11 protein-coding genes are annotated in these 15,528 nt (G+C 21.9%); 8 read left to right on the forward strand and 3 right to left on the reverse strand.

Features of this window, described 5'->3' with window-relative positions; genetic code table 11:
* Positions 1–130: 130 nt before the first annotated feature.
* Positions 131–2,950, reverse strand: a complete 2,820-nt coding sequence (gene ileS / locus RJD23_RS00545; protein ID WP_343188310.1) for an isoleucine--tRNA ligase — start codon at positions 2,948–2,950, stop codon at positions 131–133.
* Between the two features lie 353 nt (positions 2,951–3,303).
* Here ileS and rpsT point away from each other — a divergent pair, with 353 nt between their 5' ends.
* Complete coding sequence (gene rpsT, locus RJD23_RS00550) at positions 3,304–3,570, forward strand: 30S ribosomal protein S20 (RefSeq protein WP_343188311.1); 267 nt, start codon at positions 3,304–3,306, stop codon at positions 3,568–3,570.
* Positions 3,571–3,675: 105 nt separating this feature from the next.
* Here the strand turns inward: rpsT and dnaJ are convergent, their stop codons facing one another.
* Both dnaJ and dnaK read right to left on the reverse strand, forming a co-directional pair.
* Entirely contained in the window at positions 3,676–4,830 is a 1,155-nt protein-coding gene (gene dnaJ, locus RJD23_RS00555) for a molecular chaperone DnaJ (RefSeq protein WP_343188312.1), read from the reverse strand.
* A 99-nt stretch (positions 4,831–4,929) separates the two neighbouring features.
* On the reverse strand, positions 4,930–6,843 hold the full coding sequence (gene dnaK, locus RJD23_RS00560) for a molecular chaperone DnaK (RefSeq protein WP_343188313.1): 1,914 nt from the start codon (positions 6,841–6,843) through the stop codon (positions 4,930–4,932).
* A 213-nt stretch (positions 6,844–7,056) separates the two neighbouring features.
* On the opposite strand from dnaK, the gene ndhC reads away from it, so the two are divergent.
* The 7 genes from ndhC (at position 7,057) to nuoH (ending at position 15,528) form a co-directional block, all read left to right on the forward strand.
* The gene (ndhC, locus tag RJD23_RS00565; protein ID WP_343188314.1) at positions 7,057–7,416 is read left to right on the forward strand and encodes an NADH-quinone oxidoreductase subunit A; all 360 of its coding nucleotides are present in this window, start codon (positions 7,057–7,059) and stop codon (positions 7,414–7,416) included.
* A 30-nt stretch (positions 7,417–7,446) separates the two neighbouring features.
* Complete coding sequence (locus tag RJD23_RS00570) at positions 7,447–8,106, forward strand: NADH-quinone oxidoreductase subunit B (protein WP_343188315.1); 660 nt, start codon at positions 7,447–7,449, stop codon at positions 8,104–8,106.
* Positions 8,107–8,122: 16 nt separating this feature from the next.
* Positions 8,123–9,913, forward strand: coding sequence for an NADH-quinone oxidoreductase subunit C/D (nuoC, locus tag RJD23_RS00575; protein WP_343188316.1), 1,791 nt, complete (start codon positions 8,123–8,125; stop codon positions 9,911–9,913).
* Positions 9,914–9,940: 27 nt separating this feature from the next.
* Positions 9,941–10,417, forward strand: a complete 477-nt coding sequence (gene nuoE / locus RJD23_RS00580) for an NADH-quinone oxidoreductase subunit NuoE (RefSeq protein ID WP_343188317.1) — start codon at positions 9,941–9,943, stop codon at positions 10,415–10,417.
* A complete protein-coding gene (nuoF, locus tag RJD23_RS00585) occupies positions 10,414–11,754 on the forward strand; it encodes an NADH-quinone oxidoreductase subunit NuoF (RefSeq protein ID WP_343188318.1) in 1,341 nt (446 codons plus the stop codon). The genes nuoE and nuoF overlap by 4 nt, the downstream gene beginning before the upstream one ends.
* Before the next feature lie 68 nt (positions 11,755–11,822).
* The gene (gene nuoG / locus RJD23_RS00590; RefSeq protein ID WP_343188319.1) at positions 11,823–14,555 is read left to right on the forward strand and encodes an NADH-quinone oxidoreductase subunit NuoG; all 2,733 of its coding nucleotides are present in this window, start codon (positions 11,823–11,825) and stop codon (positions 14,553–14,555) included.
* 22 nt (positions 14,556–14,577) lie between these two features.
* The gene (nuoH, locus tag RJD23_RS00595; RefSeq protein ID WP_343188320.1) at positions 14,578–15,528 is read left to right on the forward strand and encodes an NADH-quinone oxidoreductase subunit NuoH; all 951 of its coding nucleotides are present in this window, start codon (positions 14,578–14,580) and stop codon (positions 15,526–15,528) included.

A 15,528-nucleotide genomic window follows, 5' to 3' on the forward strand; every position in this document is an offset into this window, starting at 1 on the left:
ATTTTTTTTTTATAAAATATAGTTATTATAAAATTATTTTTAACATAAGTTATATATTTTGTTATATAATTGTTATATTATTGATAAATTTTATTTACATATTATATTTTTATTTTGAAAATTATATAAATTATAAAAATTTTCTAATTTCTCCTTTTCCTTCAATATTATTTATACATCTTTTGCATATGCTTTTATGTTTTTTATTTTTTATAATTTTTTCATAAAAAAAATTCCAACATCTATTACATTTTTTACCAATATTTTTTTTTATTAATATTTTCAAATTTTTTTTTATGTCATTTAAATCAGAATTTTTTTCTTTGAAATGTTTTTTTTTTATTTTTACTTTAGATGTTATAAATAAAAATTTTATTTCTTTTTTTAATGTTCTTATTTTTTTTTCAAAAGTAGAATTTATGTAAATTATTATAAATGATTCTAAAGAATTTTTTACTATTTTTTTTTTAATAGATTCTTCTAATTTTTTATTTACTTCATTTTTTATTAATATTAAATTGTCCCAATCTTTTAAGCTTAAAATTTCATTTTTTGAAAAATTTTTTAATTTTTTATACCATTTTTGAGTAAAAACATATTTATTTTTTTTCTGTGGCACAAAATCCCAAATTTCATCTGATGTAAAAGGTAAAATAGGAGTAATCCATATTACTATTGCATTTAAAATTATATATAAAGATGTTTGGCAACTCTTTCTTTCTAAACTTTTTTTTGGTAAAGTATATAATCTATCTTTTACTATGTCTAAGTAAAATGATCCTAGTTCTGTATTAAAAAATTTTATAATTGTATTTATAACTTTATAAAATTTATATTTTTGGTATAAATTTATTATTTTTTTTTGAATAATTTTTGTTTTTCCTATTATCCATTTATCTATTAAAACAAGTTTGTTATATTTTATTTTTTCTTTATTAGGATAAAAATCATATATATTTGATATAATAAATTTTATTGTATTTCTAATTTTTCTATAAATATCAATTGTGTTTTTTATTACATTATCTGATATAACAATTTCTTTAGAGTAATTAGTAGATGCAACCCATAATCTTAAAATATCTGCTCCAAATTTTTTTGTTATGCTATTTGGCTCGATAATATTTCCTATCGACTTAGACATTTTTTTTCCATTTTTGTCTACAACGAAACCATGAGATATTATTTTTTTATATGGAGAAATGTTTTCGGTAGCTACAGATATTATTAAAGAAGACATAAACCATCCTCTATATTGATCAGATCCTTCTATATATAAATCAGCTGATTTATTTTTATTAAAATTTTTATATATGGATTTAACATCTATAGAACCAGAATCAAACCATACATCTAATACATCTTTACTTTTGAAAAATTTTTTATGATCTGATTTTAAGAATATTTTTTTTTTCAAGTTATGCCAATATTCATTTCCTTTATAATATATTTTATTTTTTATTATTTTAATGAATTTTTTTGTATTTTTATGCATTTTGTTATTTTTTTTATTTATAAAAATTGTTATTGGTACCCCCCAATACCTTTGTCTTGAAATGCACCAATCTGGTCTATTTTTTATCATCTTGTATATTTTTTTTCCGCCCCATTTAGGAGACCATTTTATTTTTTTAATTTCTGAAAATATTTTGTTTTTTAAATTTCTCTTGTTTAAGTTTATAAACCATTGTGGTCTAGAAATAAAAATTGTTGGATAATTATGTCTCCAGCAAAAAGGATATTTATGGAATATAGTTTTTGTTTTAATTATTTTTTTTTTATCTTTTAATATTTTTATTATTATTTTGTTAGAATTAAAAATTTTTTTATTGTTTAATAATGGATGTATATTTTTTTTGTAATATCCTTTTTTATTTATTAAGTTAGAAATCTTTATATTATATTTTTTACTTATATTAAAATCTTCTTCTCCATGGTCTGGAGCTATATGAACTATTCCAGTACCAGATTTTATATTTACATGTTTAGATAAAATTATAGGCACTTTTTTTTTTATAAAAGGATGTTCACAATTTATAAATTCTATTTTTTTACCTAATATGCAATTTATAATTTTCCATTTAAATATTTTAAATTTTTTTAAAACTTTTTTAGATATTTCTTTAGCAATAATTAAATTATTTGTTTTAGTTTCTATTAAATTATAATAAATATTTGGATTTACAGATATTGCTTTATTAGAAGGTAAGGTCCATGGTGTAGTTGTCCATATTACAGCATAAATATTTTTTTTATTTTTTTTTTTTATTTTAAAAATCTTATGTGTATTATTATCTTTAATAATTTTAAAGTTAACAAAAATAGTTTTACATTTTTGTTTCGTATATTTTAATTCTGATTCTGCTAAAGATGATTGGCATTTTATACACCAATGTATAGGTTTATGTGCAGAATAAATGTATTTTTTTTCAATTAATTTTTCTAATTTATTTAAAACATTTTTTTGGCTTTTAAAACTCATAGTTAAATGTGATTTATTCCAATTTGCAAATATTCCTAATTTTATAAATTCTTCTTTTTGTTTTTTTATTTGTTTTAAAACATATTTTTTGCATGCTTTGTTAAATTTATTTAATGCAAAATTTTTATTGTTTTTTTTAAATTTTTCTTCAATTTTTTGTTCTATAGGAAGCCCATGGCAATCCCATGATGGAGTATATAATGTATTCATGCCAGACAGATTTTTATATTTTATTATTATGTCTTTCAATATTTTATTCAATGCATGACCTATATGAATATTTCCATTAGCATATGGAGGTCCATCTTGTAATATAAATTTTTTGTTGAACTTATTTTTTTTTTTTATTATTTTATATATATTTATTTTTTTCCATTTTTTTAAAATTTTTGGCTCTTTGTTTATTAAATCAGCTCTCATAGAGAATTTTGTTTTAGGTAGATTTAATGTATTTTTATAATTTTTCATATTTTTCTTTTTATTAGATTTTTTTATAATTTTTTTTTATAGTTAATGTATATATTTTATTATACATTTTTTAAAAAAATAAAATTTAATTTTAATATAAATTGTGTTTTAAAAAATGTATAAATTTCAATTATATTTTAAGTTGTTATTAATGAATCTTTTAAATTTTGGATTTAAATAATTTTTTATTTAAAAATATTAATGAAAATTATGTTTTGTAATATTTACAATATATTGATATAATATTTTATTATATAATAATATCTTTAAATCTTGAATATATAAATTGTTTAATATTAATTTGAATTTTATATATTAATATATAGTTTATATATAAATAATATTGTAAAACTATGGCTAACATTAAATCTTCTAAAAAAGATAAAATAAAATCTAATAATCGTAGAATTAGAAACATGAGTCAAAAATCTAAATTTAAGACATTTTTAAAAAAAGTTAATATAAATATAAATAATAAAGATATAACAAATTCTATTAATTCTTTTAAGATTTTTCAATCTATTGCGGATAGATGCTCTACTAAGGGTATTATACATAAAAATAAAGTATCTCGCCATAAGCATAATATAATTAAAAAAATTAAGAATATTAATTCTTAGATAAGAAAAAAAAATAATTTCTAATTTTAAATATTATTATATATTTTATATAAATTTTGGGGGCTATAAATTGCCTCCTTGTAATTGAACTAAGGAAGCAATATTTTATATTTTATATTTTCTAAGATTTTTAAAAAATTTTTTCACACTAGAAAAAAATCTTTCATGTTTTGGATTATTTTTATTTCCATTAGATGAATTTAAACTTTTTCCTAATTTTTCTACTATTTTTTTTTGTTTTGCATTTAGATTTACAGGTGTTTCAACTATTATTTTACATATTAAATCTCCATAATATGTATTATTAATTGATTTTACACCCTTTCCTTTTATTCTAAATAATTTTCCTGATTGTGTTTCTTTTGGTATTTTTAATTTAACTTTTCCATTTAATGTAGGAACTTCTACATCACCACCTAATGCAGCTATATGAAAATTTATTGGTATTTTACAATACAAATTCATTTTTTTTCTTTTAAAAATAGGATGTTTATTTATTTTTATTTTTATATATAAATCTCCGCTTGAAGAATTATTTTTACCTGCTTCTCCTTCTCCATTTAATCTTATTTTATTTCCATTGTCTATACCTGAAGGTATTTTTATAGATAATGTTTTTATTGTATTTATTCTGCCATTACCATTACACTTATAACAAGGATTTTTTATGTATGTTCCTTTTCCATAGCACATATGACAAGTTTGTTGAACAGAAAAAAAACCTTTTCTAATGTGTATTTGTCCACTCCCTTCACAAGTATTGCAATAATTGTTTTTATTTGAGATATTTTTGCTTCCACTGCCATTACAAATATTACATTTTTTTAAAGTAGGTATTTTAATTTTTTTTTCTACTCCATTTACTGCATCTTCTAAGTTTAAATTTAAATTATATTGTAAATCTGATCCTCTCTCTTCTCGTGTGTTATTTCTTTTGTCACTACCAAATATATCTCCAAAAACTTCTCCAAAAATATCTCCAAAATCATTTGTACTAGTAAAACTTTCATTATAATCATTTTTATAATTAGATTGATTAAAAGCGTTATGCCCATATTTATCATATGATTCTCTTTTTTTAGAATCAGATAATATTTCATAAGCTTCTTTTACTTCTTTAAATTTATTTTCATAAATTTTATTACCATGATTTCTATCAGGATGATATTTTATGGCTAATTTCTTATAAGCTCTTTTTATTTCTAAATCATTAGCTTCTGGAGATATTCCTAAAACTTTATAATAATCTTTTTTCGCCATATTTAATTTCCTAAATTTAATATATAAAATCACGGGTTAAGATAAATCTTTTCCCGTGTTAATTTACGGCGTGTAATAATTTTAGTTTTTATAAATTTTTTATTTTTTAGATTTTTTTACTTCTTCAAATTCTGCATCTACTACGTTCTTTTCTTTTTTTTCTTTTGTAGTATTGTTTTTATTTTCTTTATTTTCATTATTTGTATTGTTAAATTGCATAATTTTAGCAGTCACTTTTATAACTGATTCTATACATTTTTCTATTTTTTCTTTATCTTCTCCTTTTAAAGAAAAATCAAGTTCTTGTAAAGATTTTTCTATAATTTTTTTGTCATCTTCGTTAATTTTTTTATCATTTTCAGATAATTGTTTTTTTGTACTATGAGAAATTTGATCTCCATGGTTTTTAACTTTCATTAATTCTTCAAATTTTTTGTCATTTTCAGAATTTATTTTTGCATCATCAATCATTTTTTTAATTTCTTCTTCGTTTAGACCTGATGATGATTTTATAGTTATTTTCTGTTCTTTATTAGTATTTTTATCTTTTGCTGATACATGTAAAATTCCATCTGCATCTATATCAAAAGTAACTTCTATTTGAGGCATTCCTCTTGGCGCTGGTTGTATTCCATCTAAATTAAATTGTCCTAATGATTTATTGTTTAATGCCCTTTTTCTTTCTCCCTGTAGTATATGTATAGTTACAGCAGATTGATTATCTTCAGCAGTAGAAAATATTTGACTATGTTTAGTTGGTACAGTAGTGTTTTTATTTATTAATGTAGTCATTATACCACCCATAGTTTCTATTCCTAGTGATAAAGGAGTTACATCAAGTAATAATACATCTTTTACAGATCCAGATAACACTCCTCCTTGTACTGCTGCTCCTACCGCAACAGCTTCATCAGGATTAACGTCTTTTCTTGGTTTTTTACCAAAGAATTCTTCTACTTTTTTTTGTACCATAGGCATTCTAGTTTGGCCACCAACTAAAATTATATCATTTATTTTAGATTTTGATAATTTAGCGTCTTTTAACGCCATTTCAAGAGGTTTTATAGATCTTTCAATTAAATCTTCTACTAATGATTCTAATTTAGTTCTAGTTAATTTTATATTAAAATGTTTAGGACCATTAGAATCTGCTGTTATATAAGGTAAATTTATGTCAGTTTGTTTAGTTGAAGATAATTCTATTTTAGCTTTTTCTGAAGATTCTTTTAATCTTTGCATAGCTAATGCATCTTTTCTTAAATCTATTCCTTGTTCTTTTTTAAATTCATCTACTAAATAATTTATTATTCTGCTATCAAAATCTTCTCCTCCTAAGTGTGTATCTCCATTTGTAGATAGAACTTCAAACGTTTTTTCTTTATCTACTTCATCTATTTCTATTATAGAAATATCAAATGTTCCTCCACCTAAATCATATACTGCTATAGTTCTATTCCCTTTATTTTTATCTAATCCATAGGCCAAAGCCGCGGCAGTTGGCTCGTTTATTATTCTTTTTACTTCTAATCCTGCTATTTTACCAGCATCTTTAGTTGCTTGTCTTTGAGAATCATTAAAATATGCTGGAACTGTTATCACCGCTTCTTTTATTTTTTCACCTATATATTCTTCAGCTGTTTTTTTCATTTTTTTTAATATTTCAGCTGAAATTTGAGGTGGAGCTATTTTTTTGTTCTTTATTTTTATCCATGCATCTCCATTATTTGAATTTATTATTTCATAAGGCATAATTTTTATATCTTTTTGTACTTCTTTATCTGAAAATTTTCTTCCTATTAATCTTTTTATTGCAAATAAAGTGTTTTTAGGATTTGTTACAGCTTGTCTTTTCGCCGGCTGCCCTACTAGAACTTCTCCTTCTGATGTATATGCAACAATTGATGGTGTAGTTCTGTCCCCTTCTGAATTTTCTAATACTTTAGTTTTATTAGCATCTATTATAGCTACACAAGAATTTGTAGTACCTAAATCTATTCCTATAATTTTACTCATATTTTTCCTCGAATTATTTTCTTTTTTTTTTTTATTTACTAAATGTAATATTTTAAATTTCTCTTATAATAATAAGATGGGGGTGATTGAGTTATCTATCAAGTGTAAATTTATTAAAAAAATTGATTTTTGTAAATAATTGTATCAATATAAAATAAATATTTTAACAATATTTTTATTTTATAATAATATATTTATTAATTAAATTAATTTATGGAAAATATATCTGTTTTAATCTGTTTAATTTTATCAATTATATTTTGTTTGTTAATATTGTTGTTTAGTTATTTTTTAGGTAACAAATCTATATCAAAAAATAGAAATTTACCATTTGAGTCAGGAATATATTCTTATAAAAAAAATAACTTAAAACTTTTTATACAATTTTATTTAATAGCTATGTTTTTTGTTATTTTTGACACAGAGTCATTATATTTATATACATGGTCTTTAAGTATAAAAGAAAACATGTGGTATGGATTTTTTGAATCGTTATTTTTTGTTTTTACGATTCTTTTAGGTTTATTATATATAATAAAATTAAATATATTTAGTTTTAATAAAAGTAAATAAAATAATTTTAAATTATCTTATAAGGAAAGTATGAAATATATATTAACTAAAGTAAATGATTATAATAAGAAAAAAAACAAAACAAATAGTTTTAAAAAAAAAAGTACAAATAATTTTTTTAAAAATGTGTTTTTAGGAAATATAAAAAACATATTAAATAATTTAGTAAATTGGGGTAGAAAAAATTCTATATGGCCTTATAATTTTGGATTATCATGTTGTTATGTAGAAATGGCTACTAGTTTTACTTCTATTCATGACATTTCTAGATTTGGATCAGAAGTTATAAGAACTTCTCCAAGACAATCTGATTTAATGGTTGTTTCTGGAACTCCATTTATTAAAATGGTTCCAGTAATAAAACTTTTATATGATCAAATGTTAGAGCCTAAGTGGGTTATTTCAATGGGGGCTTGTGCTAATTCTGGAGGAATGTATGATATTTATTCAGTAGTACAAGGAATTGACAAAATATTGCCTGTAGATGTATATATTCCAGGCTGTCCTCCTAGACCAGAAGCTTATATTCATGCGTTGAATTTGTTGCAAAAATCTATATCAAAAGAAAAAAGACCATTGTCTTGGGTAATTAGTGATAAAAAGTTTGAAAAACCTATTATGAAGTCAGAAAAAATATTAAAAAATAAAAGAATGTTTATAAAAAAATATAAAAATCCTGAAATAATATAATATAATTTAAAAGAAAATGAAAATAAAAACAATAATCACTAATAATAATTTAAATTTTAACAATTGTTCTAATTTTTCTATTATAAATAAATTAGTTAATATTTTTAAAAAAAATATATTAGCTATACAAAATACTAAAATTGGATGTGATGTTATATGGATTAAAAAAGAAATTTTAATAGATGTTTTACTATTTTTAAAAAATATAAAAAAACCATATATTTTTTTATATGATCTTCATGGTATAGATGAAAGAACAAGAATATATAAAGATGAATTACCTAAAGCAGATTTTTCTGTATTTTATTATATAATATCTATAGAAAGAAACAAAGATATAATGTTAAAAGTGCCATTAAAAAATGATGATTTAACAATAAATAGTATAACTAAATTATTTAAAAATTCTAATTGGTACGAATGTGAAACTTGGGAAATGTTTGGAATAAAATTTTTAGGTCACCCATTTTTAAGAAGAATAATAATGCCTAGAAATTGGAAAGGTTATCCATTAAGAAAAGATTATTTAGCTAGAGCAACAGAAAGAGAAGAATATAATTTAAGCAAAGAAATTGAAAATATAGAAATGGAATCATTGAAGTTTAATCCAAAACATTGGGGAATGATTGATGAAAAAAATTCTGATTTTATGTTTTTAAATTTAGGGCCAAATCATCCTTCTGTACATGGAGTCTTTAGAATAATATTAAAATTAAGAGGAGAAATAATTGTAGATTGTCTTCCTGATATAGGATTTCATCATAGAGGAGCAGAAAAAATGGCTGAAAGGCAAACTTGGCATAATTATATTCCATATACTGATAGAATAGAATATTTAGGTGGTTGTGTTAATGAAATGCCTTATATATTGTCTTTAGAAAAATTAGCTAATATAATAGTTTCTGATAGAATTAAAGTTATAAGAGTAATGTTGTCTGAATTATTTAGAATAAATAGTCATTTATTATATATAGCTACATTTATTCAGGATGTTGGAGCTATGACTCCAATATTTTTAATTTTTACAGACCGTCAAAAAATATATGATATAATAGAAGCTATAACTGGTTTTAGAATGCATCCAGCATGGTTTAGAATAGGAGGTGTGTCTCATGATTTACCTATAGGGTGGAACAAATTATTAAAAAATTTTTTAGAATGGATACCTAAAAGATTAAATTTATATTATAAAACTGCTTTAAAGAATAGTATATTAATAAATAGATCTAAAAATGTTGCTTGTTATGATAAAAATCAGGCATTGTCTTGGGGTATAACAGGAGCGGGGCTAAGAGCTACAGGAATAAATTTTGACGTTAGAAAATCCAGACCGTATTCTGGTTATGAAAATTTTGATTTTAAAATACCATTAGGATACGAAAATAGTGATTGTTATACTAGAGTTATGCTTAAATTTGAAGAAATTTTTCAAAGTATAATTATTTTGCAGCAATGTATGGACAATATGCCAGAAGGGCCTTTTAAAGTAGATCATCCTTTAACTACTCCCCCTCCTAAAGAATTAGTATTTAATGATATTGAAAACATGATATCTCATTTTTTGCAAGTTTCATGGGGGCCTATTATGCCATGTGATGAATCTTTTCAAATGATAGAAGGGACTAAAGGAATAAATAGTTATTATGTAATAAGTGATAAAGGAAATATGAGTTATCGTACTAGAATTAGAACTCCTAGTTTTGCACATTTGCAACAAATTCCATCAGTTATAAATGGATATACTATTTCAGATTTAATTGCATATTTAGGTAGTATAGATTTTGTTATGTCAGATGTAGATAGATAACATTAAAATATTTAAAATGAAATTTATATGAAAAATAAAAAATTAAGTGTAAAAGAAAAAAAATTTATTTTGAAAGAAATAAAGAAATATAATAACTCTGATGCAGCTATTATAGAATCTTTAAAATTTGTTCAAAGAAGATTAAATTGGATATCATCAGATATAATGTTAGAAATTTCTAAAATTCTTTTAGTTCCAGTTTCTAAAATAGAAAGTATTGCAACTTTTTATAGTCAAATTTTTAGAAGACCAGTAGGAAAAAATATTATAAGATATTGTGATGGTGTAGTATGTTATATAAATGGTTATAAGAATATAGAAAAATCTTTATCTAATTATTTAAATATATGTCCTGGTCAAACAACAAAAAATAATAAATTTACTTTATTGCCAGTGTGTTGTTTAGGAAATTGTGATAAAAGCCCCACTATGATGATAAATGAAAATTTGTTTTCCAATATTAATACAAAATCCGCAATATCTATATTAGAGAATTTTAAATGAAAAAAAAATTTTATAATAATGAAGAAACTCATCCTTTAACTTGGAGAATACAAAATAGAAAAAATACTATTTTTATAAAAGAATATGAAAAAAAGAGAGGTTATTTAGCATTAAAATATGCATTAAAAAATATGTCTCCATTAGAAGTTATTAATGAAGTTAAAAAGTCCAAGCTTAAAGGCAGGGGAGGGGCTGGTTTTTTTACTGGAATTAAGTGGAGTTTAATGCCTAAAAATTATAATTCTAATAAAAGTAGATATTTACTTTGTAACGCTGATGAAATGGAGCCTGGAACTTATAAAGATAGATTTTTAATGGAAACATTACCTCATTTGCTTTTAGAAGGAATTATATTAAGTTCTTATGCTATAGAATCTTCTTGCAGCTATATATTTTTAAGAGATGAATATTTTTTAGCAAAAATTTTATTAGAAAAATCTATATTAGAAGCAAAAAATAATGGCTACATAGGTAAAAACATATTAAATAGTGGATTTGATTTAGAAATTTTTATACATTCAGGAGCAGGGAGATATATATGTGGAGAAGAAACAGCATTAATAAATTCTTTAGAAGGTAAAAGACCTAATCCAAGGAGTAAACCTCCATTTCCTTCAGAGAAGGGATTATGGAACAAACCTACTTGTGTTAATAATGTAGAAACTTTATCTAATATTCCAGCAATAATTTTAAATGGATCATATTGGTATAATAATATTTCTAATAATTCTGATACAGGGACAAAATTAATGGGATTTTCTGGAAAAGTTAACAATCCTGGATTATGGGAAGTTCCGTTTGGAATTACCGCTAGAGAAATATTAGAAGATTATGCTAAAGGTATGAAAAAAGGATATCAGTTAAAAGCTTGGCTTCCAGGAGGTTCAGGAACTGGTTTATTAACTGAATTTCATTTAGATACTCCAATGGATTTTAAACATATTAGTTTATTAGGAAGTAGATTAGGTACTGCTATTTCTATAGCTATAGATAACACTATAAATATAGTATCTTTATTACTTAATATAGAAATTTTTTTTTCTAGAGAATCTTGCGGGTGGTGCACTCCTTGCAGAGAAGGTCTTCCTTGGTTAGTAAAAATTTTGCAAGATATAGTTAATAAAAAAGGTAAAATAGGAGATATTGAGTTATTAGAAGATATATGTAGAAATTTAGATATTGGAAAAACTTTTTGCGCTTTTGCTCCTGGTGCTATTAGTCCATTACATAGTTCTATAAAATATTTTAGAAAAGAATTTGAATCTGGAATTGATTTGTCTTCTTCTTTAGATGATAAGAAAATAAGTGGTATTCAAAAAAATAATTTTAATAGTTAATAAATTATTTTTAACATATTTTTATAAATTAAGTTATTTTTTAATATTTTGTTTTGGAATCAAACATTATGCAAACAATGTTAGTAGATAATAAAAAATATAAAATAGATGTGTCAAAAAATCTTTTACATAATTGTTTATTAAATAATATTAATATTCCATATTTTTGTTGGCACCCTTCATTAGGAAGTGCAGGATCATGCAGGCAATGTGCTGTTAAATATGATATATTAGATGTGAACGGGTCTATTCAAAGTAAAATAGTTATGTCGTGTATGACAGAAGTTAAAAATGGAATGATTATTTATGTTAATGATAGTGAAGCATATAATTTTAGGAAAAGTATTATAGAATTTTTAATGTTAAATCATCCACATGATTGCCCGGTATGTTCAGAGGGTGGAAATTGTCATTTACAAGATATGACTGTAATTTCTGAACATAATAAAAGGAGATATAGATATAATAAAAGAACATATAAAAATCAATATTTAGGAAAATTTATTTCTCATGAAATGAATAGATGTATTTCATGTTATAGATGTGTGAGATTTTATAAAGATTATGCAGGTGGTAAAGATTTTGACGTATATGGATTATCAAATAATATTTATTTTGGAAGATCAGAAGATGGGGATTTAGAGAATGAACATTCAGGTAATTTAATAGAAATTTGCCCTACTGGAGTTTTTACTGATAAATTACATAACAAAAATTATAGTAGAAAATGGGATATGCAATACGCCCCTAGTGTATGTAATTTTTGTAGTGTAGGTTGTAATATTATAGCAGGAGAAAGATTTGGAAATTTAAATAAAATAGAAAATAGATATAATAAAGATGTAAATGAATATTTTATATGTGATTTGGGTAGGTTTGGATATAATTTTGTTAATTTAAAAAAAAATCCTTCTAATCCATTTTTTATAGAAAAAAATAAATTTTTTAAATTAAAGAAAAAAAAAGCTATAAATTTTGCAAAAAATATTTTAATAAAATCTAATAAAATACTAGGGATTGGATCATCTAGATCTAGTATAGAAAACAACTTTTCTTTATTAAATTTTGTTGGTAAAAAAAATTTTTCAAACGGTATGCTTAAAGATGAAAATAAATGTGTAAATAAAATTACAAATTTTTTAAAAAATAATTATGTATATACTCCTACTTTAAAAGAAATAGAAAATTATGATTTTATATTAATTGTTGGTCAAGATATTACAATTACTGCGCCAAGAATGTCTTTGTCTGTAAGACAATCTGTTAATAATCAAATTAAAAATAATATTTTTAGTTTTAAAAAAAATTGTAATGTTTGTAAAATTTCTGAAGAAAATAAAATATTTAATAACAAAAATAATAGTTCTTTATTTATATTAAGTAATAACAAAACTAAATTAGAAGACATTTCTAATATAAATTATTATAGTGATTCTGAGGACAAAGCTAGATTTTTATATTTTTTAGAAAAATATGTAAATAAAGAAATATTTAAAAAATGTTCTTTTTATGAGCTTATTAAAGATAAAGTTTATTACATTTATAATGCGTTATTAAAATCTAAAAAACCTCTTTTTATATTTAGTTGTTGTGATAATGATTATAATTTATTAAAATCTTATATTAATTTAATAATTTCTTTTAGAAAGATTAATAGTTTATTAGGAAATGTTTTTTTAACTAATAATTCTAATAGTATCGGAGTTTCTGCTATGAGTAATATTTCTTTAGATGAAATATTAAATATAGCTTATATGGAAAAAAAAGTTTCTATAATTTTATTAGAAATAGATTTATATAGATTTATATCTGAAAAAATTATAAATAAAATTTTAAAAAATAAAAACAAAATAATAGTTTTAGATCATTTGTATACTAAAAGTATGAAAAATTTTAATTTATCATTTCCTACAAAAAGTTTTTTTGAAAGTACTGGAACTATATTAAATTATGAAGCAAGAGCTCAAAGATTTTTTAAAGTTTTTGATAAAAAATCTTATGACATAAAATGCAATAGAATGGAAAGTTGGAAATGGATAAAAGAAATATATTATAAAATTAATAATAAAAAATGTAAATGTAATAATTTAAAAAATATTTTAAACTTATGTATTAAAAAATTTCCAATTTTAAAAAAAATAAAATATGCTTCTAAAAATTCTGATTTTAGAATATCTGGGCAAAAAATACCTAGATCTCCAAATAGATATAGTGGAAGAACTTTATTACGTTATAATAAAGAAAATTTTAAAAAAAATCTTATATATGATTCAGAAACTATGTTTTCTTTTTCTATGGAAGGATCTAATAATTTTAATAACAAAATTAGTCATATACCTTTTATATGGAACCCTGGAATAAATTCTTCTCAAGCTTGGAATAATATTGCTGATAGTCATGTTTTAAAAGAAAATATTTCTTCAGGAATAAAAATTTTTGAATCAGTAAAAAATAAAAAAATTAATTATAATAAAATATCTTTTTCAAAAAATTATAAAGAACATAAATTAATAATTACAAAACATAATTTTTTATTTGAACTTGAAGAAATGTCTCAATTTTCCTTTAAAAAAAATGAAAAAATAAAATATATAAATGGTTTTATAAACGATAGATATGCAAACTTTTTAAATATAAAAATTAAAGATATATTAGAATTTAATTGTGAAGGTAAAAAATTTAAAATAAAAATATTTTTTTCTAAATTTTTAAAAACAGGATATATTTCTTTACCTGTTGGATCTTTTAATGTGCCTGTTTTTTTAAATAATTATAAAATTAAAAAATTTAAAATAATATAAATTAATTAAAAAGTAAAACATTATGAGTATTTTATTTAATTATGTAAAAATTTTTTTTGTTATTTTTTTAATAATGTGTTTAGGAGCTTTTCTTAGTATATTAGAAAGAAGAATTTTAGCATTGCTTCAAAACAGACATGGGCCTAATAGAGTAGGATGGAATGGATGTTTACAAATTTTTGCTGATATGATAAAAATATTATTTAAAGAAGATTGGATACCTCCCTTCAGCAAAAAGTTTATATTTTTTGTGTCTCCTATATTTTCATTTTGTATATCTTTATTAATGTTTTTTACAATAACTATTTCTAATGAGTATAAAATGTTAGATTTAAATATAGGAATATTATTTTTTTTAATGTTGGTCAGTTTATCTGTTTATTCTATATTATTTGCTGGAATTTCTAGTAATAATAAATATTCTTTGTTAGGATCGATTAGATCTATTGCTCAAACTTTGAGTTATGAAATTTTTTTAGGAATTTCTATTATGTCAATAGTGATAAAATCTAATTCTTGTAATGTTAATGATATAATAATAGATCAAAAACATTTGTGGAATGTAATTCCTCAATTTATAAACTTTTGTATTTTTTTTATTGCAAGTTTAGCTGTTTGTCATAGACATCCTTTTGATCAGCCTGAATCAGAACAAGAACTTGCAGATGGATATCATATAGAATATTCTGGAATGAAATTTGGTATTTTTTTTATTTCTGAATATATATCAATTTTTTCTATTTCTGCGTTTATTACATGCATATTTTTTGGTGGATATTTAGGAATAGATTCATATCCTATTTTTTGTTTTCTTATAAAAACTTTTTTGTTAATTTTTTTGTTTATTTTAGTAAGAGCTTCTTTGCCTAGACCTAGATATGATCAAGTCGTTTCTTTTGGATGGAAATTTTGTTTTCCTGTTTCATTATTAAATTTATTTGGTACTGCATTTTTTAATTTAATTTTATATTAA

The sequence above is a fragment of the Buchnera aphidicola (Ceratoglyphina bambusae) genome, from assembly GCF_039363085.1.
In the GTDB taxonomy this organism is placed as follows: Bacteria; Pseudomonadota; Gammaproteobacteria; order Enterobacterales; family Enterobacteriaceae; genus Buchnera_G; species Buchnera_G aphidicola_E.